Annotated in this window: 26 protein-coding genes and 1 tRNA gene; 17 read left to right on the top strand and 10 right to left on the bottom strand. The window is 62.4% G+C overall.

Annotation, left to right across the window (positions count from 1 at the left end; translation table 11 throughout):
• Positions 1–103 precede the first annotated feature (103 nt).
• Positions 104–460, top strand: a complete 357-nt coding sequence (locus ACOJSJ_RS11220) for a PilZ domain-containing protein (RefSeq protein ID WP_420145064.1) — start codon at positions 104–106, stop codon at positions 458–460.
• 12 nt (positions 461–472) lie between these two features.
• Here the strand turns inward: ACOJSJ_RS11220 and ACOJSJ_RS11215 are convergent.
• A tRNA-Ser gene (locus ACOJSJ_RS11215) sits at positions 473–562 on the bottom strand.
• A gap of 145 nt (positions 563–707) precedes the next feature.
• On the opposite strand from ACOJSJ_RS11215, the gene ACOJSJ_RS11210 reads away from it, so the two are divergent.
• From ACOJSJ_RS11210 to mazG, 11 genes are all read left to right on the top strand, one after another.
• Positions 708–1745: a lytic murein transglycosylase gene (locus ACOJSJ_RS11210; protein WP_420145063.1), complete on the top strand. Its 1038-nt coding sequence runs from the start codon at positions 708–710 to the stop codon at positions 1743–1745.
• Between the two features lie 10 nt (positions 1746–1755).
• Positions 1756–2724, top strand: coding sequence for an RlpA-like double-psi beta-barrel domain-containing protein (locus tag ACOJSJ_RS11205; RefSeq protein ID WP_420145062.1), 969 nt, complete (start codon positions 1756–1758; stop codon positions 2722–2724).
• A gap of 48 nt (positions 2725–2772) precedes the next feature.
• The gene (locus tag ACOJSJ_RS11200; RefSeq protein WP_420145061.1) at positions 2773–3936 is read left to right on the top strand and encodes a D-alanyl-D-alanine carboxypeptidase family protein; all 1164 of its coding nucleotides are present in this window, start codon (positions 2773–2775) and stop codon (positions 3934–3936) included.
• Positions 3933–4559, top strand: a complete 627-nt coding sequence (gene tmk / locus ACOJSJ_RS11195) for a dTMP kinase (protein ID WP_420145060.1) — start codon at positions 3933–3935, stop codon at positions 4557–4559. The genes ACOJSJ_RS11200 and tmk overlap by 4 nt, the downstream gene beginning before the upstream one ends.
• Positions 4556–5524 carry an AAA family ATPase gene (locus tag ACOJSJ_RS11190; protein ID WP_420145059.1) on the top strand — a complete coding sequence of 323 codons (969 nt, stop codon included), beginning with the start codon at positions 4556–4558 and terminating at the stop codon, positions 5522–5524. Before tmk ends, ACOJSJ_RS11190 begins: the two co-directional genes overlap by 4 nt.
• 44 nt (positions 5525–5568) lie before the next feature.
• Positions 5569–7131, top strand: a complete 1563-nt coding sequence (metG, locus tag ACOJSJ_RS11185) for a methionine--tRNA ligase (protein ID WP_420145058.1) — start codon at positions 5569–5571, stop codon at positions 7129–7131.
• A 5-nt stretch (positions 7132–7136) separates the two neighbouring features.
• On the top strand, positions 7137–7910 hold the full coding sequence (locus ACOJSJ_RS11180; RefSeq protein WP_420145057.1) for a TatD family hydrolase: 774 nt from the start codon (positions 7137–7139) through the stop codon (positions 7908–7910).
• Positions 7907–8698 (top strand): MBL fold metallo-hydrolase, encoded by a 792-nt coding sequence (locus tag ACOJSJ_RS11175; RefSeq protein ID WP_420145056.1) that lies wholly within the window; start codon positions 7907–7909, stop codon positions 8696–8698. Before ACOJSJ_RS11180 ends, ACOJSJ_RS11175 begins: the two co-directional genes overlap by 4 nt.
• On the top strand, positions 8698–9327 hold the full coding sequence (locus ACOJSJ_RS11170) for a retropepsin-like aspartic protease family protein (protein WP_420145055.1): 630 nt from the start codon (positions 8698–8700) through the stop codon (positions 9325–9327). Before ACOJSJ_RS11175 ends, ACOJSJ_RS11170 begins: the two co-directional genes overlap by 1 nt.
• A complete protein-coding gene (locus ACOJSJ_RS11165; RefSeq protein ID WP_420145054.1) occupies positions 9324–10628 on the top strand; it encodes an MFS transporter in 1305 nt (434 codons plus the stop codon). Before ACOJSJ_RS11170 ends, ACOJSJ_RS11165 begins: the two co-directional genes overlap by 4 nt.
• Before the next feature lie 187 nt (positions 10629–10815).
• The gene (gene mazG, locus ACOJSJ_RS11160; protein ID WP_420145053.1) at positions 10816–11619 is read left to right on the top strand and encodes a nucleoside triphosphate pyrophosphohydrolase; all 804 of its coding nucleotides are present in this window, start codon (positions 10816–10818) and stop codon (positions 11617–11619) included.
• A gap of 26 nt (positions 11620–11645) precedes the next feature.
• On the opposite strand, the gene hflX is transcribed toward mazG, so the two are convergent.
• The 7 genes from hflX to dusB form a co-directional block, all read right to left on the bottom strand.
• Complete coding sequence (hflX, locus tag ACOJSJ_RS11155) at positions 11646–12980, bottom strand: GTPase HflX (protein ID WP_420145052.1); 1335 nt, start codon at positions 12978–12980, stop codon at positions 11646–11648.
• A 65-nt stretch (positions 12981–13045) separates the two neighbouring features.
• A complete protein-coding gene (gene hfq / locus ACOJSJ_RS11150; protein ID WP_420145073.1) occupies positions 13046–13585 on the bottom strand; it encodes an RNA chaperone Hfq in 540 nt (179 codons plus the stop codon).
• A 128-nt stretch (positions 13586–13713) separates the two neighbouring features.
• On the bottom strand, positions 13714–15084 hold the full coding sequence (locus ACOJSJ_RS11145) for a sigma-54-dependent transcriptional regulator (RefSeq protein WP_420145051.1): 1371 nt from the start codon (positions 15082–15084) through the stop codon (positions 13714–13716).
• Complete coding sequence (locus tag ACOJSJ_RS11140) at positions 15074–17332, bottom strand: ATP-binding protein (protein ID WP_420145050.1); 2259 nt, start codon at positions 17330–17332, stop codon at positions 15074–15076. Before ACOJSJ_RS11140 ends, ACOJSJ_RS11145 begins: the two co-directional genes overlap by 11 nt.
• A 111-nt stretch (positions 17333–17443) precedes the next feature.
• Complete coding sequence (gene ntrC / locus ACOJSJ_RS11135; RefSeq protein ID WP_420145049.1) at positions 17444–18889, bottom strand: nitrogen regulation protein NR(I); 1446 nt, start codon at positions 18887–18889, stop codon at positions 17444–17446.
• The gene (locus tag ACOJSJ_RS11130) at positions 18889–19998 is read right to left on the bottom strand and encodes a two-component system sensor histidine kinase NtrB (RefSeq protein ID WP_420145048.1); all 1110 of its coding nucleotides are present in this window, start codon (positions 19996–19998) and stop codon (positions 18889–18891) included. Before ACOJSJ_RS11130 ends, ntrC begins: the two co-directional genes overlap by 1 nt.
• Positions 19995–21032 (bottom strand): tRNA dihydrouridine synthase DusB, encoded by a 1038-nt coding sequence (gene dusB / locus ACOJSJ_RS11125; protein WP_420145047.1) that lies wholly within the window; start codon positions 21030–21032, stop codon positions 19995–19997. The genes ACOJSJ_RS11130 and dusB overlap by 4 nt, the downstream gene beginning before the upstream one ends.
• Positions 21033–21152: 120 nt before the next feature.
• Between dusB and ACOJSJ_RS11120 the strand changes: the two genes are divergently transcribed.
• On the top strand, positions 21153–22334 hold the full coding sequence (locus tag ACOJSJ_RS11120) for a bifunctional 2-C-methyl-D-erythritol 4-phosphate cytidylyltransferase/2-C-methyl-D-erythritol 2,4-cyclodiphosphate synthase (RefSeq protein WP_420145046.1): 1182 nt from the start codon (positions 21153–21155) through the stop codon (positions 22332–22334).
• A gap of 4 nt (positions 22335–22338) precedes the next feature.
• On the top strand, positions 22339–22854 hold the full coding sequence (locus ACOJSJ_RS11115; RefSeq protein ID WP_420145045.1) for a CinA family protein: 516 nt from the start codon (positions 22339–22341) through the stop codon (positions 22852–22854).
• Here ACOJSJ_RS11115 and ACOJSJ_RS11110 read toward each other — a convergent pair.
• Both ACOJSJ_RS11110 and lipA read right to left on the bottom strand, forming a co-directional pair.
• Positions 22803–23276 (bottom strand): type II toxin-antitoxin system RatA family toxin, encoded by a 474-nt coding sequence (locus tag ACOJSJ_RS11110; RefSeq protein WP_420145044.1) that lies wholly within the window; start codon positions 23274–23276, stop codon positions 22803–22805. The genes ACOJSJ_RS11115 and ACOJSJ_RS11110 overlap by 52 nt on opposite strands.
• Before the next feature lie 7 nt (positions 23277–23283).
• The gene (lipA, locus tag ACOJSJ_RS11105; RefSeq protein WP_420145043.1) at positions 23284–24288 is read right to left on the bottom strand and encodes a lipoyl synthase; all 1005 of its coding nucleotides are present in this window, start codon (positions 24286–24288) and stop codon (positions 23284–23286) included.
• Between the two features lie 8 nt (positions 24289–24296).
• Here lipA and ACOJSJ_RS11100 point away from each other — a divergent pair, with 8 nt between their 5' ends.
• The 3 genes from ACOJSJ_RS11100 to ACOJSJ_RS11090 all read left to right on the top strand — a co-directional run.
• The gene (locus ACOJSJ_RS11100; RefSeq protein ID WP_420145042.1) at positions 24297–24935 is read left to right on the top strand and encodes a carbonic anhydrase; all 639 of its coding nucleotides are present in this window, start codon (positions 24297–24299) and stop codon (positions 24933–24935) included.
• Positions 24936–24948: 13 nt separating this feature from the next.
• Positions 24949–25740: an NYN domain-containing protein gene (locus ACOJSJ_RS11095; protein WP_420145041.1), complete on the top strand. Its 792-nt coding sequence runs from the start codon at positions 24949–24951 to the stop codon at positions 25738–25740.
• On the top strand, positions 25740–25972 hold a 233-nt coding region (locus tag ACOJSJ_RS11090; RefSeq protein ID WP_420145040.1), incomplete at its 3' end, for an acylphosphatase. The genes ACOJSJ_RS11095 and ACOJSJ_RS11090, both read left to right, overlap by 1 nt.

Genomic DNA, 25972 nt, shown 5'->3' with positions numbered 1-25972 from the left:
CCTTTTTCCTGTCTACAGCCCATTAACCAACGGGTTTAGGGCTTATTCAACGATAGGGGCGGACTTTAGCGCATTCTCCGGGGGGCAACCGGGAGAGATGGTTATGGATAGCATGTCCTATCAGGCGCGCGTCGAACGCCGCCGGGAGAACCGATATTCGGCCGAGATTGAGGCAATCCTGAGCTGGGACGGCGTCAGTCAGTCCGTAACCATTCGCAATATTTCCGTTTATGGCGCCTTGCTGACCGGCATATGGATGCCACCGATCGGCGAATGGGTGACACTGATCGCGCAAGGGCTGGAAGTGTGCGGAACCGTCATCTGGGAAGGCCCCGACCGCTGCGGCCTGTTGTTCAGCCGCCCCGTCGATCCGTTGGCCATCATTGCGGAATCGAAAGTCCATAGGGGGGACCATAATCCCGTCATCGTGCGGGATGTCGGCGTTGGCCATTATGCATGATCAGGCGTGATGTGGCGGAAGCGGTGGGATTCGAACCCACGGTGAGCGTAAACCCACGGCGGTTTTCAAGACCGCTGCCTTAAACCACTCGGCCACACTTCCGTTGGCTCGCTTCCTAACGTGGAAAGTTGCGTTGCCAAGAGGAAAACGCAAATGGCCTCGGTTCATCGCCTTAACCGACCAAGATTGGTAATAAGGGATTCACCTGCCGCTCTGGCTGTGCAACAATCGGGTTATGGGAGATTCTTTGCGTTCATCCGTTCTGGCCGTGCTGCTCGGTCTGACAGCCGTCACCAGCAGCAGCGTTGCGATAGGAGCCGCGCAGGCGCAGGATAGCGGCGATTTTCAGACGTATCTGGAAAGCCTGCGGCCCAAGGCGCGGGCGATGGGGATCAGCGACGCGACGCTGAACAGCGTGTACCCGACCCTGACGCCCAATCCGCGCGTTATCCAGCTGGATCAGAGTCAGCCGGGCGGGGGCGCCTTTTCGCCCATTCCCAATTTCGAACCCTATCGGCGGCAACATGTCGATGCCGCACGGATCAGTCGTGGGCGGACAGCCTATCAGGCCAATCGTGGTCGCCTCGCTCGGATAGAAGCGGAAACGGGCGTGCCGGAAGAAATCATGGTCGCCATTTATGGCCATGAAACCAATTATGGTTCCTATACGGGTGATTTCGACCTGATCCGGTCATTGGCGACCCTGTCGTGGGAAGGGCGGCGGAGGACGCTGTTCGAACCGGAATTGCTGGCGACGCTCAAAATGCTGGACAATGGCGTGCCACGCAGCCAACTGGTCGGCAGCTGGGCTGGCGCGACGGGATATCCGCAGTTTCTGCCGTCCGTTTACCTGCGCATCGCGAAAGATGGCGATGGCGACGGCAAAGCAGACATCTGGACCAGCGAAGCCGATGCACTTGCATCGATCGCCAATTATTTCGTGCAGTCGGGATGGCGCAAGGGACAACCGTGGGGCGTTGCGGTCAGCGTTCCGGCCAGCTTCAATCGGGCTGCCGTCGTTGCCAAGACCGACCCCGCCCGCTGCCCGCGCGTGTTCAACCGGCATAGCCGCTGGTTGTCGGTGGCGGAATGGCGCAAGCTGGGCCTGTTTCCCAATGGCGGCATCTGGCCGGCCGATGGCGTGATGGCGACGCTGCTGGAGCCGGATGGTCCGGGCAAGACGGCCTATCTGCTGACCAGCAATTACCGCGCGATCCTGGATTATAACTGTTCCAATTTCTATGCCTTGTCGGTGGGGTTGCTGGCGGATGCCGTTAAACAATAAGGGGCTGGGAATGGCCGCCGCCATGGTGGCGCTGATCGGCAACGCCGCCTTTGCCGCCCGACCCGAAAAGGTCGCGACGCCAGCAATTGCGGTGACCGACAGCCCGATGCCCTTGGGCGCCCCCTACGCCGTGGCAGGCGTCACCTACACCCCCGCCGATCCGCTGTCTTATGACGAGGTCGGCTATGCCGGGGCAAGCGCGGGCGGCAGCGAAAACGGCGTCACCGTCAATGGTGAAGCATTCAACCCCGCCGCCATTGTTGCCGCGCACAAGACCCTGCCCGTACCATGCTATGTCGAAGTGACGGCGCTGGACAGCGGGCGGACGATTCTGGTGCGCGTCAATGATCGCGGTCCGATGCGCAACGACCAGCTGATCGCTCTGTCGCCGGGCGCGCTGGCGCAGCTTGGCCTGAGCGGAGAGGCCGTGGTGCCGGTGCGCGTGCGCCGCGTCAATCCGCCGGAGCAGGAGCGCGCGGTGCTTCGCACGCAGGGGCGGGCTGCGGAGCGGCTCGAAACGCCTGCGCCCCTGCTGAAGGTGCTGCGGAGCAAGGTGCCGCCGGTACGTAGCGTGGCAGTCGCGGTTCCGGCAGCACCCGCAAATGGAAAGGGCAAACCCGTCGCCATTGCCAGTCGGCCAGCGACGCCGCCCCGGCCGGGCGCTGATTTCGATCAGGGCGCGCCCGTTCGTGCCGCGCGTCCGCCATCAAAGCCTGTCTCGCCGCCCAAGGTTGCTGCCGCGCCGGTACAACTGGCACAGCGTTCGGGCGGCTATGTGGTTCAGGTCGGCGCCTTCTCCTCGCAGTCTCGTGCGGAGGCTCTGGCAAGGCAGCTTGGTGCGCGGACCGAACAGGGTGGCGGTTACTGGCGCGTGCGTCTTGGCCCCTATGCAACGCAGCAGGCGGCGCAGGCGGGGTTGCGCATCGCCACAGCCAAGGGGTTTGAGAATGCCCGCATCATGGCTAATGACGCGCGATAGACATCGCGTTCCAACAGCGATTCCATTCAAGTCGAAGGCAGTTTCCCGATGAAGAAAAGCATTGCAGTCCTCCTTGCCGCCGGGCTGCTGGCCCAACCGCTGATCGCGGCCGCGCCGCCCTATACCAGCGAAGCGCCGATTGCTTATATGAAGGATCTGTCGTCGGGTGCGGTGCTGTACGACAAAGGCGGCGAAACCCGCATGCCGCCCGCGTCCATGGCCAAGATGATGACGGCGCATGTCGCCTTCCGCCTGATCCAGAAGGGCGAGTTGAAGCTAGACACGAAATTCACCGTTCGTCCGGAAACCTGGAAGCAATGGCATGGCCCGGCGGCGGGATCGACCATGTTCCTGTCGGTCGGCGAACAGGTGTCGGTCGAAAATCTGCTGCATGGCATCGTCACCCTGTCGGGCAATGACGCATGCGTCGTGCTGGCCGAAGGGATCGCCGGGACGGAACAGGCCTTCGTCGCGTTGATGAATGAAGAAGCCAAGCGGCTGGGCCTGAAGAACAGTCATTTCGGCACCAGCAATGGCTGGCCCGATGAAGGCGTGACCTATGTGACCGCTGCGGACCTTGCCACACTGGCGCAGGCGACGGTTGAGGAAACGCCCGATCTTTACAAGAAATTCTATGCCACGCGGTCCTTCACCTGGGGCAAGACCATGGGCGGATCGGACATCGAGCAGGGCAATCGCAACCCGATCCTGGGCAAGATTGCGGGTGCCGATGGCCTGAAAACCGGCCACACGCAGGAAGCCGGTTTTGGCTTCACCGGATCGGCGGAACAGGATGGCCGTCGTCTGGTGATGGTCGTCGCGGGTCTGACCAGCTTCACCGGACGCATCACCGAATCCGTGCGGTTCATGGATTGGGGTTTCAAGGCGTGGAAGGCGCAGCCGCTGTTCAAGAAGGGGCAGACCGTGGAAACGGCGGCCGTGCAGTTGGGCAGTGCGACGAGCGTATCGCTGGTCGCTCCGCAGAATTTGGCGGTCACCCTGCCGCGCACGGCGTCGGCCAATGTGCAGGTTAAGGTTGTGTATACCGGACCGATCAAGGCGCCGATCGCCAAGGGGCAACAGATCGCCCAGCTGATCGTCCAGACGCCCGACACCCCGCCACAGATCATGCCTCTGGTTGCGGGGGAAGAAGTCACGGAAGCGGGCTTTTTCGGTCGCCTGTGGAACGGCATGAAGTCTCTCTTCGCTTGAGCATAGGGCGTTTCATATCGCTGGAAGGCGGCGAGGGCGCGGGCAAATCGACGCAATTGCGCGCGCTGGCCGCGGCTTTGCGCACTCGCGGACTGGAAGTCGTGGAAACCCGGGAACCGGGCGGCAGCGAAGGCGCGGAAGCGATCCGCGCGCTGTTGCTGACCGGCGGCGCCGACCGCTGGAACGCGCGGGCAGAGGCATTGTTGTTCGCGGCGGCACGGGCGGATCATATCGAAAAGACCATTCGCCCGGCGCTTGATCGCGGCGCGTGGATATTGTCCGACCGCTTTCTCGATTCGAGCCGCGCCTATCAGGGGCAGGGCGAATTGACCGATGACGATATTTTGGCTCTGCATCGGATCGGCAGCGTCGGCTTCCTGCCGGATCGGACCTTGTTGCTGACCTTGCCCGAAGAGGAAGCGAGCGGCCGGGCCAGAGCGCGCGATGGCGACAGCAGCGACCGGATCGGCGGGCGGGCGTCCGATTTTCACCAAGCGGTGGCCGAGGCTTTTTCCCGCTTCGCGCGCGAAGAAGGAGACAGGGTTCGCGCGATCGATGCGTCCGGCGCGGCCGAGGTCGTGACCGTGCGCCTGCTGGAAGCGATCGAAGACCTGCTGCCATGACGACATTGCTGGGGCATGATGCGCAGGCGCGCCTGCTGACGCAGGCGGCGCGTGGCGGGCGGATGCATCATGGCTGGATATTGGCTGGCCCCAGGGGGATCGGCAAGGGCAGCTTCGCCCGCGCGCTGGCGCTGCGCCTGCTGGCCGACGCTGCGGGGCCGCCTGTCGAGGAAGACGGACTGTTCGTGCCGGAAAACCACCCGATACGGCGGCTGATCGAAGCCGCCGCGCATCCTGACTATGCCGAACTGGCGCCGCTGGAGAAAGAAACGGGCACGGCCCGCAACATCAGCGTCGATCAGGTGCGCGGATTGCAACGCCTGATCCAGTCCGCCCCGTCGCTGTCGTCGCGCCGCGTCGTGGTGATCGATGCCGCCGACGATCTGGAACGCGGCGCGGCCAATGCGTTGCTCAAGACGCTGGAGGAACCGCCCGCCGACATGCTGTTCCTATTGGTCAGCCATGCGCCGGGCCGATTGTTGCCGACCATCCGGTCGCGATGCCGCACGCTGCGTTTCGATCCGCTGGATGCTGCGTCGATGCGCGCCGTGCTGAAAGCGACCGATGACGGCCTGTCGCCGCAGGAAATCGATGCGCTGGTGCGGGCAGGGGACGGATCGCCGGGGCAGGCGCTGCGTTATGCGGGGCTGAACCTTTCGGACATCGAACAGGCGCTGGCCAGTCTGGCGGCGCAGGGCGACCCCGGCAATCATGTCAGGTTGGCGCTGGCGAAGGCGCTTTCCCTGAAATCCGCCAAGCCGCGATACGAAGCCTTTCTGGAACGTGCACCCGCCTATATCGCGCAATCGGCGCGGTCGCGGCAGGGAAGGGCGCTGGGCGTTGCGCTCGATCATTGGGAAAAGGCCAGGCATCTGGCGGGCGGAGCCGTGATCCTCTCGCTCGATCCTGCTGCGGTCGTTTTCGAACTGGCGGGACATGTGGCGGCTTTGGCGCCGCCGGGTTGAAAAGCGACTTTGCGGCGTCAACAACTGCCGCTAGGGATGGCGCCATGTCGAAGCCATTCACCATCACCACCGCCATATCCTATCCCAACGGCCGCCCCCATATCGGCCATGCCTATGAAGTGATCGCCACCGACGCGGTTGCGCGGTTCCAGCGAATGATGGGGCGCGACGTCTTCTTTCAGACCGGCACGGACGAACATGGCCTTAAAATGGCGCAGACGGCCCGCAACCGGGGCATCGAACCGCGCGAACTGGCCGACGAAATGGCAGGCTATTTCAAGCAGATGAACGACAGGCTGAACATCAGCCATGATCGTTTCATTCGTACCAGCGAAGCCGATCATCATGCCGCCAGCCAGGCGATCTGGCAGGCGATGGAGGCCAATGGCGACCTGTATCTTGGCCGTTACGAGGGCTGGTATTCGGTCCGCGACGAAGCCTTTTATGACGAAAAGGAGATCGTCGACGGGGAAGGGGGCGTCAAACTGTCTCCGCAGGGTACGCCGGTCGAATGGACGGTGGAGGAAAGCTGGTTCTTCCGCCTGTCGGCCTATCAGGACCGGTTGCTGGCGCTGTACGAAAGCCAGCCCGATTTCATCCAGCCCGACAGCCGTCGGAACGAAATCATGCGCTTTGTCCAAGGCGGCCTGTCGGACCTCAGCGTATCGCGCACCAGCTTCGACTGGGGGGTGAAGGTTCCGGGCAGCGACGGCCATGTCATGTATGTGTGGGTCGATGCACTGACCAATTATCTGACCGGCTGCGGCTATCCCGACGATGCCGAACGCATGGCCCGATATTGGGCAGAGGGCGGCGACATCACGCATATCATCGGCAAGGATATTGTGCGTTTTCACACGGTTTACTGGCCGGCCTTCCTGATGAGCGCCAAACTGCCTCTGCCCAAACAGGTTTTCGGTCACGGCTTCCTGCTGAACCGGGGAGAGAAGATGTCGAAGTCGGTCGGCAATGTCGCCGATCCGATGGAACTGGCCGATCGCTTCGGCGTGGACCAGTTGCGCTATTTCCTGTTGTCCGAAGTCACGTTCGGCAATGACGGCAGCTATAGCGCGGAAGCGATCGTCGCCCGATCCAACAGCGATCTGGCCAACAGCTTCGGCAATCTGGCGCAGCGGACCCTGAGCTTCATCGCCAAAAATCTGGAAGGGCGCCTGCCTGAACCGGCGCCGCAGGATGTCGACAGCGAACTGCTGAAAAGCATCGCGGACGCCAGCCAGACATTCCAGAAGGCCATGAGCGAGCTGGCGCCGTCTGTCGCGATAGAGGCGTGGATGCGCGCCGTGTTCGCCTGCAACGCCTATATCGATGCACAGGCGCCATGGACGCTGCGCAAGACCGATCCGGCGCGCATGGAGGCGGTTCTGGCGACGCTTTACGAAGCGATCGCCAGCCTTGCCATCATGATCCAGCCCGTCATCCCCGCCAGCGCAGCCGCCCTGCTCAACCAGATGGGCGTCGATGGGAAAGGGCGCGGCTATGATGTGATCGGCAGCGGCTTCTATGCCGATCTGCGCGCATCCGGCTTTACGCTGGGAGCGCCCAGGCCGCTGTTCCCGCGTCTGGAACTGACTGAAGCGGAAGGCTGATCCCCATGCTGATCGACAGCCATTGCCATCTGAATTACAAGGGCCTGATCGAGGATCAGGCCAATGTGCTGGAACGGTCGCGCGCCGCTGGCGTCGGGTTGATGCTGAATATCGCAACCCGCGAAAGCGAGTGGGACGCGGTGCTGGACACCGCCGTGCGCGAGCAGGATGTGTGGGCGACGGTGGGCATTCATCCGCATGAGGCGGACGAACATCCCCATGTCGATACGGCCAAGCTGGTCGAACGGGCGGCGCATCCACGGGTCGTCGGCATCGGTGAAACGGGCCTCGATTATTATTACGACCATAGCGACCGGGAACGGCAGCAAAAGAGCTTTCGATCCCACATCGCCGCCTGTCGGGAGACGGGCCTGCCGCTGATCGTCCATACCCGCGACGCCGAAGACGATACGCTGCGCATCATGCGGGATGAAATGGAGGCGGGGCCGTACAGCGGCGTGATCCATTGCTTTACCGCCAGCGGCGCCTTTGCCGACGCGGCGATGGAGCTTGGTTTCTACATCAGCATTTCGGGCATCGTGACGTTCAAGAGCGCGAAGGATTTGCAGGAAACGGCGGCTCGCCTGCCGATCGGGCGGTTGCTGGTCGAAACGGATTCGCCTTTCCTTGCGCCGGTGCCGCATCGGGGCAAGCCATGTGAGCCGGCCTATGTCGCGGATACCGCCAAATTCCTGGCCAACCTGCGCGGCGAAAGCGTGGAAGAACTGGCGGCGGCGACTTCGGCGAATTTCCGCGCGCTCTTTTCGAAGGTCGCATGAGCCTGAAGCTCACGGTGCTGGGGTCCGGCACGTCTTCGGGCGTGCCCCGGATCGGCAATGACTGGGGCGCGTGCGATCCCGCTGAGCCGAAGAACCGGCGGACGCGGGTGTCGATATTGGTGGAAAGCCCCACGACCCGTATATTGGTGGATACGTCGCCCGATATGCGTGAGCAGCTGCTGGCCGCGAACGTCGTTCAGATCGATGCGATTTTGTGGACCCACGACCATGCCGATCACAGCCATGGCATAGACGACGTGCGCCAGCTGTTCCATCACCGGCGTACGCCCGTACCCGGTTATGCGCGGGCGCAGACGCTGAAATTGCTGGGTCAGCGGTTCGCCTATGCGTTCGAAGGGCGCAACGGTTATCACCCGACCATCGTGCCCCATATGCTGCCCGACGGATTGCGGATCGGCGACATCGACGTCGCCTGTGTGGATCAGCCGCATGGCGAAATTTTCTCGACCGGCTTTCGCTTCGGTCATGGCGGGCGATCGATCGGCTATGCGACCGATTTCCATGCCCTGACGCCGGACATGCTGGCGCTGTATGACGGGCTGGACCTGTGGGTCGTGGATGCCCTGCGCGAACAGCCGCACCCGACCCATGCGCACCTGGCCATGACGCTGGATGGGATCGCGGCGACGCGGCCAGGCCGCGCCATATTGACCCATATGGATCAGAGCATGGACTATGCGACATTATGTCGTACGCTGCCCAACGGCGTGGAGCCGGGCTATGACGGGCTGGTGGTCGAATTGAGCGCGAAGGAGCAGGGGGTCTGATGGAAGGCGGCGATCAGGCAGCATCCACCCTCTGGTATGTGCTGGCGATCGTCCTCGTCGCCTCTTCATTGATCGGACGGCGGATGGCGTGGGGCGCGATGATGCGCATGGCGTTGCTGTGGGTCGTGATATTCGCGGGATTGCTGGGCCTTTTCACATTTGCGCAGGGGCAGGGGTGGCTGACCGGACGCTGGGCAGAGCAGGGGGGCGTCGCTGCACCACAGGATAGTCCTGCCGCTGTTCCGATCGCTACGACGCAGGGGCAGGCGCTGCGCATTCCGGTCGCGCCGGACGGCCATTATTGGGTGGAGGCGACCATCAACGGCACGCCCGCCCGTTTCCTGATCGACAGCGGCGCGACCATCACAGCCCTGTCCGAAGGAACGGCGCGGGCGGCTGGCCTGAATTACGAACTGGGCGCGCCGGGCGTCATCATGACCACCGCCAATGGCAAGGTGGAGGCGAAACGGTCCAGCATCGCGACCCTGAATATCGGTCCCATTTCGGCAAGCGACCTGCCGGTCGTCATATCCCCGGCCTTTGGAGAGGTTAACGTCATCGGCATGAACATGCTTTCGCGGCTGAAAAGCTGGGGCGTCCAGAATGGCGACATGGTGCTGACGCCATGAGCGCGGAGATGGCGAAGCAGGCCGCGCCGACGCAGTCGCAGCGGTTGAAGGCCATTATCGGCGGATCGACCGGCAATCTGGTCGAATGGTATGACTGGTATGCCTATGCCGCCTTCACCCTATATTTCGCGCCACATTTCTTTCCCAGCGAAGACCGCACGGCGCAGCTGCTGAGCGCCGCCGGGATATTCGCGGTCGGCTTTCTGATGCGGCCGATCGGCGCGTGGCTGATGGGCATGTATGCCGATCGCCATGGCCGCAAGAGCGGTCTGACACTATCGGTCGCTTTGATGTGTGCCGGATCGCTGCTGATCGCGGTGACGCCGGGTTATGAGACGATCGGCGTCGCGGCGCCCATGCTGCTGGTTCTGGCGCGGCTGATGCAAGGGCTGTCCATCGGCGGCGAATATGGCGCCAGCGCAACCTATCTGTCCGAAATGGCGGGCCGGAACCGGCGCGGTTTCTTCTCCAGTTTCCAATATGTCACGCTGATCGCGGGACAATTAGTGGCGATTTGCGTCCTGCTGCTGCTTCAGGCGCTGTTGAGCGAGGCGCAGCTGGATGCATGGGGATGGCGTATTCCGTTTTTCATCGGTGGCGCGCTGGCCATCATCGTCTTCTGGTTGCGGCGCGGCCTTGCCGAAACGCAAAGCTATGCCGTGGCCAAGGCACAGGGCGCGCCCAGATCGGGCTTTGTCGAGCTGATCAGCAACCACCCGCGCGAAACGTCAACGGTGATGCTGCTGACCGCGGGCGGGACGATCGCTTTTTACGCCTATAGCATCTACATGCAGAAATTCCTGGTGAACACCAGCGGGTTAAGCCGCGAACTTGCGTCGCAGATCAACGCGGTAACGCTGTTCCTGTTCATGTTGTTGCAGCCGGTTGCGGGCGCTTTGTCCGACAGGATCGGGCGCAAGCCGCTGATGATCGGCTTTGGCGTGCTGGGCGTGTTGGGAACATATCCGATCTTCACCACGCTGGCGGTGACAAAAGATCCGGTGGTTGCCGGATTGCTGGTGATGGCCGGGCTGATCATCGTGACCGGCTACACATCGATCAACGCGGTCGTGAAGGCGGAGCTGTTTCCCGCGCATATCCGGGCATTGGGCGTGGCGCTGCCTTATGCGCTGGCCAATACATTGTTCGGGGGCACGGCAGAGTTTGTCGCGCTGTGGTTCAAGCAGGCCGGGATTGAACAGGCATTTTACGTCTATGTCACGGTGATGATCGCCATATCGCTGATCGTCTATGTCCGGATGCGCGATACCGCGAAACATAGCCAGATTCAGGAAGACTGAACGGCAAAAGAAACAGCGAAGGTGACAATCATGAGCAATGGGTGTTGGCGGCCGGATCGGGGTTAGTGATTTAACATAATATATATTATCGACCATAATCATTGTTGGCAATTGGGCTGGCCAGCATGTTGTTCAGACCCTATCGCAATCTCCTCATCCATACGCATTCCATTCGCATCAGGTGACCATGTCCAAAGCCAGTCCCGCCGACATCATGCCGTTAGCCCAAGTGATGGCGCAGTTGCGCGATCCGGACACCGGTTGCCCATGGGACATCGCGCAGGATTTCGCATCCATCGCGCCCTACACCATCGAGGAAGCCTATGAAGTGGCCGATGCCATCGAGCGACAGGACATGGACGCGCTGCGCGACGAGCTGGGCGACCTGTTGCTGCAAGTCGCCTTTCACAGCCGCATGGCGGAACAGGCCGGGCATTTCGGGTTGCAGGATGTGGTCGACGCAATCACCGCGAAGATGGTCCGACGCCATCCGCATGTCTTTGGCGAAGGTGCCCGCCGGGAAGATGGCCATGCCCAGTGGGAAGCCATAAAGGCCGCCGAACGGGCCGAGAAAGACCCTGATCCCAGCGCTCTGGCGGGCGTGGCGAGCGCCCTGCCCGCGTTGCTGCGCGCCGAAAAATTACAGAAGCGCGCCGCCCGTACCGGATTTGACTGGCCCGATACCGCCGGAGCCGTCAACAAAATCCTTGAAGAACTGGAAGAGGTGCGCAGCGCGGTTACGCAGCAGCATAAGGAAGAGGAAATCGGCGACCTGCTATTTTCCGTCGTCAATCTGGCCCGGCATCTGAAGATCGATCCCGAAACCGCATTGCGCAAAGCCAACGGAAAATTCGACAGGCGGTTTCGCGCCATGGAAAATATGGCGGGAGATGCCTTCGTCACCCTCTCCCTGGAGGAGAAGGAAGCATTGTGGCAGCGCGCTAAACGTCTGGGCAACGCAGGCCCCCCATCGGACGAGGCGTCTGCCTGATCCTGGCTTTCGCCGTTACGGGCTGACTACCGCTCCGCGCGTTTCGAATATCGCGAGAAAGCCGCATCGGACAGGCGAACGTCGATGCGGCTTTCCTCGCCTTCGACCTGCGTCGAAAGAACTTCGCCATGTTCGTGGAGCCAGGCGAGCGTCGCACCGTCCGACACGGGAATGCGCAGGCCATAGACTTTTGCCCCGCGGGTCATGTGGTCGCTGATCGTGCGCTGAAGCAGGTCGACGCCCTCCCCGGTCAGGGCGGACAGGATCACCACATCGTCACGGCGCGCCGCCGTTTCACGGACGATGGCGGCGTCTTCCCCGTTCAGCAGATCGAGCTTGTTCCACGCCTCCAATATCGGCGGCGGTTCCGGCTCCCCCTCCCCGCGGTCCAACGCCGCTTCCCCGGCCACGCCGAGTTCGCCCAGAACGTCGAGAACATCGTCACGCTGCGCATCGCTATCGGGATGGGCGATGTCACGCACATGCACGATGAGGTCGGCCGACAGCACTTCTTCCAGCGTCGCGCGAAATGCGGCGATCAGCTGCGTCGGCAGATCGGACACGAAGCCCACGGTGTCGGACAGGATCGCCTTGTCCAAACCCGGCAGCGCGATCTGGCGCATGGTGGGGTCCAGCGTGGCGAAGAGCAGATCTTCCGCCATGACGTCAGCGCCGGTCAGGCGATTGAAAAGCGTTGATTTTCCGGCGTTCGTATAGCCGACCAGCGCGATGACCGGCCACGGGGCACGTTGCCGTCTGGCCCGGTGCAGGCCGCGCGTCTTCGTCACCTGATCCAGCTCGCGGCGGATTTTCGCCATGCGATCGCGGATCATGCGCCTGTCCGCCTCTATCTGAGTTTCGCCCGGACCACCCAGGAAGCCGAAGCCGCCGCGTTGCCGCTCAAGGTGGGTCCAACTGCGCACCAGTCGCCCGGCCTGATAGTCGAGATGGGCGAGTTCGACCTGCAGGCGCCCCTCGTTGGTGGCGGCACGTTCGCCGAAAATTTCGAGGATCAGACCGGTGCGATCGATCACCTTCGCCTCGCACGCCTTTTCCAGATTGCTCTGCTGGACCGGCGACAGGCTGTTGTCGATGATGATGAGTTCGGCCTCTTCCTGTCGGGCGAGGGTCGCGATCTGATCCACCTGACCGCTGCCGAACAGGGTTGCGGGCTTACGGTCGCGAACGCGAAACGCCTGCGCCGCGCGCACGTCGATGCCGATGGCGAGCGCCAGACCGCGCGCTTCCTCCAGCCGGGCGTCGCTGTCGCGGCGATCCGCATTATGGGTTTCGGCATGGACGACGACGGCGCGCGCGCCGCGCGCCACTTCATCATCGGAGTCGCGGTTGAATATGGCCATGAATGTTTAGAGCATCTTGCGGCGGGCCGGTCCACCATGGGGAAGACCGGGCGCCAGAGAGACGATCAGTCGTCCTGTTCGTTTTCGCCGGTCAGGTCGAGCGCGTGTAGCGGCTGGACCGTGGAAATGGCGTGTTTATAGACCAGCTGCACCATGCCATCGCGTTCCAGCAGCATGCAGAACAGGTCGAATGCAGCGATTTCGCCCTGAAGCATAACGCCGTTGACGAGGAACATTGTGACCGGGCTGCCCGATTTGCGGACCGCCGACAGGAAGATTTCCTGCAACAGCTTCGATCTGCCATTGCCATCGCTGGACTTGCGCAATTCGGTCAGGTCCATCGACGCGGCCGGCATGACGGTCGAAATCGCATGCTTGTAGACCAGTTGCGACTGGCCATCGCGGCGCAGCAGCACGGAAAAATTGTCGAACCAGGTGATGATGCCCTGCAACTTCACGCCCTTGACCAGGAACATGGTCACCGGGGTCTTGCTCTTGCGCAGGCTGTTGAGGAAAATATCCTGAAGGTTGTTTACTTTGTCGGCCATGGTCGTCGCCAGTCCTTTTTTTGGCGGGACGTTACCCGCTCTTGCATTCTTAAGCAGAATGTCTTGCCCGCCCCCGCCTGTCGGGAGCGGCTGCGATCCTATCGCAATTGCGAAGGGGCGTCCATGGCCGAGATGCGCTTTGGCAAAAGTCCGGCAATCGATTGATTACCCCTGTCGCTTCGCCATTAGTCCTTGTCCTCCGTAATACCCAGCAGCTTGAGCTTGCGGTGCAGCGCGGATCGTTCCATGCCGATGAATGTCGCGGTGCGCGATATGTTCCCGGAAAAACGCCGTATCTGGATACGCAGATATTCGCGTTCGAAACTTTCGCGGGCTTCGCGCAGCGGCGCACCCATGATGGCGGACTGGCCCATGCCGTCCCCGCCCCCGCCGCTGGTCAGTTCGGCGGGCAGCATGTCGAGTTCGATCCGGCCGATCCGGTCGCCCGGCGCCAGGATCATCGTGCGTTCGATCACGTTGCGGAGCTGGCGCACATTGCCCGGCCATTCATTGGCCTGCAATGCCGCCATGGCGTCACTGGCGATTTCGGGCGCATGGACGCGTCGTTCGGCAGCGAAGCGGGCGAGATAATGGTCGACCAGCGGGGGAATATCGTCCCGGCGCTCCGCCAGCGGCGGGATGGCGAGCGGAACGACGTTCAGACGATAGAAGAGGTCTTCGCGGAAACGCCGTTCCTCTATTTCGATCGCGAGGTTGAGTGCCGTCGACGAAATCACGCGGACGTCGACCTTCACCTGCCGCTGGCCGCCGACGCGGGTGAAGCTCTGATCCGTCAGGACGCGCAGGATCTTACCCTGCGTCGTCAGCGGCATGTCCGCGATTTCATCCAGATAGAGCGTGCCGCCATGGGCCTGTTCCAGAAAACCGGGGCGGACGAGGCCGCTGGGATCTTCGACGCCGAACAATTCCTCCTCGACCCGGTCGGGGTCCATGCGCGCCGCCGCGACGATGATGAAGGGAGAGTCCGCCCTGCCGCTCCAGCTGTGAAGCATGCGCGCGGCGACTTCCTTGCCGACGCCGGCAGGACCGGAAATGAGGACGCGGCTGCCGGTGCCGGCCACTTTCTTGATGGTCGCGCGCACGCCATTGATCGATGCGGACGTGCCCGTCAGTTCGTCATCCTGCCCGAACCGGGCGCGTAGCACCTGATTTTCGCGCCGCAGCCGCTCCGTTTCGGTCGCACGCGATACCAGATGAAGCAAACGGTCGGCCTCGAACGGCTTTTCGATGAAGTCGGCGGCGCCCTTGCGAATGGCGGCGACGGCCGTGTCGATATTACCATGGCCCGAAATCATCAGCACCGGGATGGTGGCGTCCCGCCGCTTGATTTCATCGAGCAGTTCAAGCCCGTCCATGCGCGACCCCTGCAACCAGACGTCGAGCAGAATGAGCGAGGGACGACGACTGTCCAGCGCATCGATGGCGCTGTCGCTATTCGCAGCGGTCCGCGTGCTGAAACCTTCATCTTCCAGCACGCCCGCGACCAGATCGCGAATATCCTCTTCATCGTCCACAATCAGAATATCAAGCGCCATTGGCCGTCACTTTTCCTTTTGGCAGGGCGATAACCTGCTCTTCTTCCAGTTTTTCAAGCGCCCCTGCGGCAAAGCGCAGGGTGACGCATGCGCCGCCCCCCTGCGCATCGTCGAAGCGAATCTCCCCCAGATGCTCTTCGACAATCTTCTTGACGATCGCCAGGCCAAGGCCGGTGCCCTTCGACCGCGTCGTCATATAAGGTTCCAATATCCGGTCACGTTCCGGCGGCAGACCGATGCCATTGTCGCGCACGGTGATGAGGACGTCCCCGTCCTGCTCCTGCATCAGGCGCATATGAATATGGCCGCGCGGACCGCCATCGTCAGGAACGGGCTTTGTTTCAATGGCTTCCACGGCATTTTTGACGATGTTCGTCAACGCCTGCCCCAATTGGCGACGGTCGCACACCATGTCCAGATCATCCGGCCCGGCTTCATATTCGAAACGGATGTCGGGATGCGCAACTTCGTGCAGGAACAGCGCGTGGCGGGCGATGTCGCCCACGGCTTCGCGCCTGAACACGGGCTTTGGCATGCGCGCAAAGGACGAAAATTCGTCCACGATACGGCGCAGATCGCCCACCTGCCGCACGATCGTGCCGGTCAGACGTGTGAAGGTCGCCTTGTCGCTCTGTATTTCTTCGGCGTAGCGGCGTTGCAGCCGTTCGGCGGCGAGCTGGATCGGGGTCAGCGGGTTCTTGATTTCATGTGCAATGCGCCGCGCGACGTCGGACCATGCGGCGCGACGCTGGTCGGACAGTTGCTGCGTGATGTCATCGAAGGTCAGAATGTGGCTGGACGCGTCACGCGACAATTTGACCGCCAGCGTGCGCAAATCGCCATGGGCGCGAACCTGCACGATCCCGGCGCCTTCATCCGAAGCGATAAACTCAGCCAGTTCGGGCGATATTTCGGCCAGCGAGCGGCCGACCGGATCGTCATCCTCCTCCACCAATATGGCCGCTGCGGAACTGTTGAGAAGCTGCACCACGCCATTCAGATCGACGGACAGGACACCTGCCGTGACTCCCGACAAAATAGCTTCGATGAAGGCACGGCGTTCATCAAGCTGGCTGTTGGCGGCGACGAGCGCGCCGGTCTGCGCCTCGAGCCTTTGCGTCATGCGGTTGAAGGCTGCGGCCAGCGTACCGATTTCGTCGCGCGATTTGGGACCGGTTACGCGGGCGGACAGATCGCCCGCGGTAATGCGGCGGGCGGCCGTCACCAATTCGTTTACCGGGCGCACCATCCAGTCCGCCACCGCCAGCGCGATATAGACGGCGATCCCGACGAGCAGCAGCGATCCAACGAACAGCGCGATGTTGAAGCGCAGCTGCAACGCGCGCGATTGTGCCGAGAACAGGTCGTAATCCGACAGGACTTTCTGCGCCCGCTCCACATTGGAGAAGGAGGAGCTGTCCGCATTGCGCGCGGCATAGAGATAGATTTTCGAACCGGGATAGAGCAGCGTCACCGCCTCGATCTGATTGCGGCGGGTCTGCACGACGACATTTTCCCCCGCCGCCAGACGCTTGATCACCTGTTGCGACAGCATTTCAGCTGCTGGCCGGTTTTCCGGATCGACCGTTGCGGCGGTGCGGGCGATACCGTCCTTGCCCACTTCGATAATGGCGGACCGGTTCAGTTTGCGCCCCACCACCTGATAAATGAAGCCTTCCGCAAATTGCGGGCTGCTGACCTTCGACTGGCCCAGATAGTCGCGCAGATCGCCCGACATGGTGACGGTTTCGTCGCCGACCTCCCGCAAATTCTGTTCATAATAGCCCCGCGCCAGATCGCTGGCATTCTGGAGCAGCCCGCGGGCGCTGTCCGAAAACCAGAATTGCACGCCATATTGAAACAGCAGCGATGCGAAGATCACCACCAGCAGCATGGGGACGCTGGCGACGATCGAGAAGATGGCGACGAGTCGGACGTGCAATTGCCCGTCGCTGCCGATGGCGGAATTGGCCGCGCGACGTTTGGCCACACGGCGACCGACCAGCATCAGCAGAGCGATGGCAGGGACCAGATTGGCGACCAGCAGCAGGGCTACGATCGGCGGCGTCAGCAGCGTGTAGGACTGCCCGCTGCCCGACAGCACATAATAGGTAAGCCCCGCCATGCCCAGAAACAGGGCCAGTGTGAACGCTTCCACCAATGCCGCAAGACGGCCATGGCGCAGGAAGGCGGGCAATTGCCGTCGCCATGCCGATGCCCGTTTGGGCAATGTCGTCGCGCCATTCATCGTGGCTTTGTTACAACAACCACCGTGCCCGTTCAAACACAGTATTTGATTAAAACGCTGTCGCTGGTCGAGGCAGATCGTCGGTTCATCCCGAACCGGCGATAATGCGGATCAATCGCCCAGCCGAAGCTGCATAGGGTCGAGGCCATGTTCGGTCAGTTTCTTGCGCAGCGTGTTGCGATTGATGCCCAGCAGACCGGCGGCGCGGATCTGATTGCCATCGACGCTGGCCAGCACTTCCTGCAACAATATCGGCTCCACCACGGCCAGCAGGTCGTCATGCAAGGCTCGGTTGGGCTGCGCCAGCCCGACGCCCAGCTGCCGCTTGGCCCATTCGCGCACCGCATGCGCCAGCTGATCCGTCGGTGCGGCATAGTCGGCCGGAACCGCATCCATGGGCAGCATGTGGCGCAATATATCGCCGGTGATGATATTTTCACGGCTCAGGACCGACAGGCGCTGCATCAGATTTTGCAGTTCGCGCACATTGCCCGGCCAGTGATAGGCCATCAGCAGCTGCGCGGCATCGTCGGCCAGAGCCTTGCGGGGCAGCCCCTCCTGCGCCGCGCGTTCCAGGAAATGGCGGGCGAGCAGGATGACGTCCTCCCGCCGTTCGCGCAGCGCAGGCAGCGCGATCGGCACGACGTTCAGCCGATAATAGAGATCCTGCCGGAAACGCCCGTCATCGATCAGCTGGGGCAGATCCTTGTTGGTGGCGGCGATGATGCGGACATTGACCCTTACCGGTTTCGATCCGCCAACGGTGGTCACTTCGCCGGATTGCAATACGCGCAGGAGGCGGGTCTGGGCCTCCATCGGCATGTCGCCGATTTCATCGAGGACCAATGTGCCCCCCTGCGCCTGTTCGAACTTCCCTGCGGTCCGGGCATGGGCGCCGGTGAAGGCCCCCTTTTCATAACCGAAGAGTTCTGCCTCGATCAGTTCGCGCGGAATGGCGGCCATGTTGATCGCGACGAAGGGCTTGGTCCGCCGCTGGCCAAGGCTATGGATCGCTTCGGCGACCAGTTCCTTGCCCGTACCGGATTCGCCCAACACCAATATGGACAGGTCGTTGGACAATACGCGGGCTATCGTCCTGTAGACTTCCTGCATGGCGGGCGAGCGCCCGACCAGAGGAAGGCCGTCATGCGGCAGGCCCGCTTCTCCCCCCTGTTCTTCCGGGCTTTGGCGGGTGCCCAGCGCGTCCGATACGGCGCGTGTCAGTTCATTGAGGTCGAACGGCTTTGGCAGATATTCGAACGCGCCCTTTTCGGTTGCGCGGATCGCCGTATTCAATGTGTTCTGCGCCGACAGGATGATGACGTTCAGGTCGGGGCGGTTGGCCAATATGTCCGCCACCCCATCCAGCCCGTCGCCGTCGGGCAGCATCACATCCGTGATGAGGACATCCGGGGTAAAACTGTCCATCAGGGTGCTGCGTTCGCGGATGGAAGCGGCGGTCTTGACCCGATGCCCCTGGCGCCGCAGCGCTTCTCCCACGACAACGCAGATCGCCGGATCATCGTCCACCACCAATATCGCGCCGGTCGCCGCCATCAGCCCATCGCCATCGGCAGGAGGATGCGGAAGGTCGATTCACCCGCCTCGGCGTCGCGGGAATATTGGACGAAGCCGCTCATGTCGCGCACCAGCTTGTCCACCAGCGCCAGCCCCAGCCCCTGCCCGTCGCGCTTGCCGGTGATGAAGGGGTTGAACAGGTGGTCGAGAATATGTTCCGGCACGCCCGGCCCATTATCTATGATCACAATTTCGATCGGCAGCACCGCGCTGCCCTTGCCGTCGCCGACGACCACGGACACGCCATGGCGAAAGGCGGTTTCCACCCGAATGCGAGGCTTTTCGACATGCTCCAACGCTTCGGCCGCATTTTTCAGCAGGTTGATCATGACCTGCACCAGGGCATCGTCATTGATGTTGGCAAATGGCAAGGATGGATCATAATGTTTTATGATCTTTATATTTCTTGCAAATCCGGCAGCTGCGATTCCGGCCGCGCGATCGATCAGCGGATAGATGTTGCCGGGGTGGCATTCCAGCGTCCGGTCGGTCGTGAAATCCTGCATCCGGTCGATCAGCGCGGCGATCCGGTCGACCTCATTGCAGATAAGCTGGGTCAACGCCGCATCGCGGCCGCCCTGACTGGATTCCAGCAGCTGCGCGGCACCCCGAATGCCCGACAGCGGGTTCTTGATTTCATGCGCCAGGATCGCCGCCGCCCCCATGGCCGATCGCGCACCGCCAGACGTGCCGCGATGGCCGATCTTGCGCGCCTGGCTCTGGGCATGGAGCGACACCACGCGCCATCCGTCATGATCCACGATCGGGGCGATCATCAGGTCCACCTCCATTTCGGCGGTGCGCCCGGCATGAACCTTGATGTCATAGGCGGCGATCGGTTTGTTGCTGTGCCAGATGTCGAACCGCGCGCCAGCTTCCGCAATGCGGATGGTGCGCGCGACGTCGCTGCCGATGATGGCGGATCGCGCCATGTTGAGCAGCGTTTCGGCGCGAACGTTGGCTTCCGTAATCTGATTGTCCGGCCGCACGATCAGCGTCGCAACCGGCAGCGCCGTCATCTGTTCGGTCAGCGATGGACCGTCCTGCTGCAACCGAAGCGGCGGGACGGTCGTCAGCAAAGTCGTCATGCAGCCTTGCGCAGGGCAGCGGCGCGCAGGGCATCCGCATCCAGCCCGCTGGCGATCAGCGGTTCATAGAAGCGGGCCAGCATGTCGAGCACGACGTCGGCGTCCGGCTGCTGGTTCACGGCGTTCCGGAATTCGGCGGAACCGGTCAGGCCCTTGGTATACCAGCCGATATGCTTACGCGCCATATTGACGCCGGTATGCCTGTCATAATGTTCGAGTATTGCGTGATAATGCTCTACGATTACACGATATTGCTCTGCCAGAGAAGGATCGGCAACGCGCGTACCATCAGTCAGCCAGGCCATGACCTGACCGATGAGCCAGGGGCGGCCATAGGCGCCGCGACCTATCATTACGCCATCGGCGCCGCTCTGTTCCAGCGCGGTGTCCGCATCCTCGATCGAGCAGATGTCACCATTGACGATGACGGGCAGCTTCACCGCATCCTTGACCTTGCGCACGAAGGCCCAGTCGGCCGATCCCTTATACATCTGATTACGGGTGCGGCCGTGGACGGTGATCAGCTTTGCGCCCAGATCTTCCGCAATATGCGCGAGTTCCGGAGCGTTCAGGCTACTATGATCCCAGCCCATGCGCATCTTGACGGTGACGGGCACGTCCACGGCCTCCACCGTCGCCTTGATCAGCGACGCAGCAAGGGGCAGGTCGCGCATCAGCGCGCTGCCTGCGTCGCCATTGACGACCTTCTTCACCGGACACCCCATATTGATGTCGATGATGGCAGCCCCACGGTCGGCATTAAGCTTCGCCGCCTCGGCCATTTCCTTTGGCGAACAGCCTGCAAGCTGCATCGACACCGGTTCTTCCAGCGGATGCCATGCCGCCTTTTGCAGCGACTGGCGCGTTTCGCGGATCATGGCGGCGGACGCGATCATTTCCGTGACGTTGAGGCCCGACCCATAACGGCGGACCAGCGTACGGAACGGCATGTCGGTAACGCCGGTCATCGGCGCCAGCACGACCGGCATGTCGATGGTCACCGGACCGATGGAGATGGGAGACACTTTGCGCATGATCTGACTTTGAAATACTGCCTAAAAAACAGGCAGCCCCTTAGCGGAAAACCGGCCGGGCGGCAAGGTGCGCCGCCAACGCTGTCGGCTTGCCTCTTTCGGTCCATCTTCCGACCCGCTATGCGCCGCACCATGACATCCACATATAAGATCGTGGCGTTGATCGTCGCCGCCGGTCAGGGCAGCCGGGCGGGTGGCGACACAGCCAAACAGTTCAGGGATATTGTGGGCAAGGCGGTGTTGACCCATGCCTATGATGCCATGGCCGCGCATGACGCAATCGATGCCATCCATATCGTTCTGGGCGCGGGGCAAGAAGAATATGCGCGATCCCTGCTGGCCGAACGACCGGCGTCCTTCATAACGGGGGCGGACAGTCGGCGCGGTTCCGTGCGCGCCGGGCTGGAGGCGATTGCGGCGGCCGGTGGCGCGGACATCGTGCTGATCCATGATGCCGCCCGCCCGTTCCTGCCGGATGAAGTGACGGATCGCCTGCTGGCCGGACTGGAGCAGGCAAAAGGCGCCGTGCCGGTGCTGCCGGTCGCGGATACGCTGGTGCGCGGACAGGGCGGGCATATGGCCGACGGCGTGGATCGCGCCGATCTGTTCAGGGTGCAGACGCCGCAGGCATTCCGTTTCGACGCGATACTGGCGGCGCATCGCGCATGGGACGACCGGCGAGAAGCCACAGATGACGCCGCGATTTTGAAGGCATGGGGCCATGACGTCATATTGGTGCAGGGCGATGAAAGGCTTGAAAAATTGACATATCCTCAGGATTTCGCCCGCGCCGCGATGCAGATGACGCCGCCGCGGAGCACCCGCGTCGGCATGGGATATGACGTTCATCGCCTCGCCCCGGATGAAGAGCTTTGGCTGGGCGGCGTACTGGTGCCGCATGACCGCGGCCTTGCCGGGCACAGCGATGCCGATGTCGCGCTGCACGCCATTGTCGATGCGATATTGGGCGCGCTGGCAGACGGCGATATAGGCAGCCATTTTCCACCATCGGACGCGAAATGGCGGGGCGCATCGTCGGACCGTTTCCTTGCTTATGCGCGCGACCGGGTGGCCGCGCGCGACGGCGTCATCGATCATGTCGACCTGACCATCATCTGCGAAGCGCCCAAAATCGGCCCGCATCGCGACGCCATGCGCGCACGGATAGCGGAAATATTGTCGGTGCCGGTGGAACGGATCAGCGTGAAGGCGACGACGACCGAGCGGCTGGGCTTTGCCGGGCGGCGCGAAGGCATTGCCGCGCAGGCGGTTGCCACCCTGTCCCTCCCCGCGCTATCCTGACCCCATGCCAGACACGATACTCCCGACCCAACTGGTCGAACTCGCCGAAAAGGTCATTATCGCCAATCGCCGCGCCGGGCGAACGGTGGCTGTCGCGGAAAGCTGCACCGGGGGCCTCGTGTCCGCAGCCCTCACCGAAATCGCTGGCTCATCCGACGTATTCGAAGCCGGTTTCGTTACCTATTCCAATGATATGAAGGCGGAACTTCTGAAAGTTTCGCATGATGTGCTGGACACATTCGGCGCGGTGTCCATCGCGACGGCATGGGCCATGGCGCAGGGCGCGCTGAACAAAAGCCACGCCCATGTCGCCGTCGCCATCACCGGTATCGCCGGGCCGGGCGGCGGCAGCGAGCAGAAGCCGGTCGGCACCGTCGTCTTCGCCCGCGCCGAACGCGGCGGCAGCCCCGACAAGGTCGTAGCCGACATGCATCATTTCGAAGATAATGGTCGGGGCGGAGTGCGGCTTCAGGCGGCGCTGTGCGCGCTGGAACTGCTGCTGCCCGATTCGCCCGAATAAAGCTGCGCGGCGCGGGTTTCGAACGCGCCGATCATCTTGCGCAGCGCTTTGTCGAAGAACTGCCCGGCCAGCATTTCGAACAGGCGGTTCTTGAATTCGAACTCCACCTCGAAATCGACCAGCACCCCGCCCTGCCCGTCGTCGCGGAAACCCCATTCATTGTGGAGATGTTTGAGCGGACCATCGAGATAATCGACCCTGACGCGGTCCGGGCGATGTTTGTGGACGCGGGACGTGAAGCTTTCCTTCACCCCCTTGAACCCCACGATCATGTCGGCGACCATTTCCGTTTCGCTGTCGGACCGCACGCGAATGGCGCTAATCCAAGGCAGAAATTCGGGATAGGCCGCGACGTTCGATACCAGGTCGAACATCTGGGCAGGCGTGTAGGGAAGCTGACGCGTTTCGTTATGCTTGGGCATATCGCGATCAGACCTTCGCCAAAGCCGCCTTGGCGAGCTTGGCGTCGCGCGCAGCCTTCATTTCGGCGAAATCCTTGCCGGCATGATAGCTGGAGCGCGTCAACGGACTAGACGCGACCTGAAGGAAACCCTTGGCCCGCGCGATCGCCGCATAGGCGTTGAACGCCGCCGGGGTGACGAACTCCATCACCTTGGCATGTTTGGGCGTGGGTTGCAGATATTGGCCCATGGTCAGGAAATCGATGTCGGCCGAACGCATGTCGTCCATCACCTGATGCACTTCCAGACGTTCTTCGCCCAGACCCAGCATGATGCCCGACTTGGTGAAGATCGACGGATCGAGCCGCTTCACCATTTCCAGCAGGCGCAGCGACGCATAATAGCGCGCACCGGGGCGGATGGTCGGGTAAAGGCGCGGGACGGTTTCGAGATTATGGTTATAGACGTCCGGCCGCGCCGCGACGATCATTTCCACGGCCCGTTCATGCTTGTTGCGGAAATCGGGCGTCAGGATTTCGATGGTGGTGCTCGGCGTGGTGCGGCGCAGCGCTTTGATCACCTTCACAAATTGCGAGGCACCGCCATCGGGCAGGTCGTCGCGATCGACCGAAGTGATGACGATATGTTCCAGCCCCATTTCGGCGCATGCATCGGCCAGATTCTGCGGTTCATTGGGATCGACCTTGCGCGGCATCCCCGTCTTGACGTTACAGAAGGCGCAGGCGCGGGTGCACACGTCGCCCAGGATCATCACCGTGGCATGCTTCTTGGTCCAGCATTCGCCGATGTTCGGGCATGCCGCTTCCTCACACACCGTCGCCAGCTTCTTGTCCCGCATCAACTGACGGGTTTCGTTATAGCCCTTGCTGGTCGGCGCCTTGACGCGAATCCAGTCGGGCTTGCGGGCGCGTTCGGGCGTTGCGGCGGGTGCGGGGATCGGGCTGATGTCGGTCATGCGCCCCAGATAGCGATGCCGGGCCGCTCTTGCCAGTCCTGTCTTTGTGCGGCACATATTCGGCCATGACTGACTTTGCCGACATGATCGATGGCTATCGTCGCTTCCGGGACACCGGCTGGAGCCAGCAGCGGGAAAGGTGGGACGAACTGAACGAAGGGCAAAGCCCCCGCGTGATGGTGATCGCCTGTTCGGACAGTCGAGTCGATCCCGCACAGATTTTCGATACCAGCCCCGGCGAAATCTTCGTGGTGCGCAATGTCGCCGCGCTGGTGCCGCCGTTCGAAACCAATCCGGGCCATCATGGCGTATCGGCCGCGCTGGAATTTGCAGTGCAGGTGCTCAAGGTCGGCGAAATTGTGGTCATGGGTCATGGAAAATGCGGGGGGTGCAAGGCGGCGCTCAGCCAGGACCTGAAAGACGCGCCCCCCGGTGAAGGCGGGTTCGTGCATAACTGGATCAGCCTGCTGGATGGCGCGCGCGAAATCGTAACCGGCCGCTATGGCGACCAGCTCGACCGGGAGGTCGAACGCGCCATGGAGCAGGAGGGCGTGAAGGTCAGCCTTGCCAACCTGCGCACATTCCCCTGCGTGCGCGCAAAGGAAAAGAGCGGCGCATTGAAGCTGGTTGGCAGCTTCTTCGCCATTGCCGACGGGCAACTCCATATTCTGGATGAGGACGGCGGCGCCTTTTCGCCCGCCTGAAGGAAAGCATATCATGGCGAGCGGACAGGAAGGGCGCGGCAACATCGCGCTATTGATCGATGCCGACAATGCGTCGGCGGCGCATTTCGATTCGGTAATGACCGTGCTGGCGGAACTGGGAACGGTGAATATCCGCCGCGCCTATGGCAACTGGAGCAAGACGACGCTCAAGACATGGGCGGCGCTGTCCGTTGCCCATGCGATCGAACCTCAGCAGCAGTTCGACCTGACCAAGGGCAAGAACGCCACCGACATGAAGATGACGATCGATGCCATGGACCTGATGGCGTCGGGCCGGGTCGATGGCTTTGGCCTGATGTCCAGCGACAGCGATTTTACGCCGCTGGCCACGCGCATCCGGCAACAGGGCATTCCGGTCTACGGCTTTGGATCGGCCAATACGCCCGAAGGCTTTCGCCGCGCCTGCACCCGTTTTCTGGATGTCGCGGCGCTCAAGCCCGCGGTCGTTCCGATGGCTGCGAAAACCCCGGTGAAGAAGGCCGCCCCAGCAAAGGCGACCCCCGCTAAAGCCGCGCCTGCAACACCCCCTGCCCCCGCCCCGCAACCGCAACAGGCCGTGGATGATGAAGTCGTCCGCTTGCTGATCGACGCCTATGATGAGGCGAAACGGGATGAGCGCGGCTTTGTGGCGCTGGGTCCGGTGGGCCAGCGCGTGGGCAACCGCTCCAGTTTCGACGTGCGCAATTATGGTTTCAAGCGGCTGTCCGATCTAGTCGCAGCCATCCCCAATTTCATCACCGAAGTCCGCGAAGGCGGACAGACCTGGATCAAGCGGGTGAAGTGATGCGGGTGATCGCACGCCATCTGATGATCCATGGTCGGGTGCAGGGCGTCTGGTATCGCGGCTGGACCGTCGAAACGGCGCGACGCCTGGGCCTGACCGGGTGGGTGCGCAACCGGATGGATGGCAGCGTCGAAGCGATGGTTCAGGGCGAACCAGCGACAGTCGCGCAATTCGAAGCGCTGGCGATGCATGGACCAACGGCGGCGCGGGTGACGCGGATCGATGCGCATGA

It is taken from the genome of Sphingobium sp., from assembly GCF_048594625.1.
Taxonomy (GTDB): domain Bacteria; phylum Pseudomonadota; class Alphaproteobacteria; order Sphingomonadales; family Sphingomonadaceae; genus Sphingobium.
This window is presented reverse-complemented; position numbering and strand designations above follow the sequence as displayed.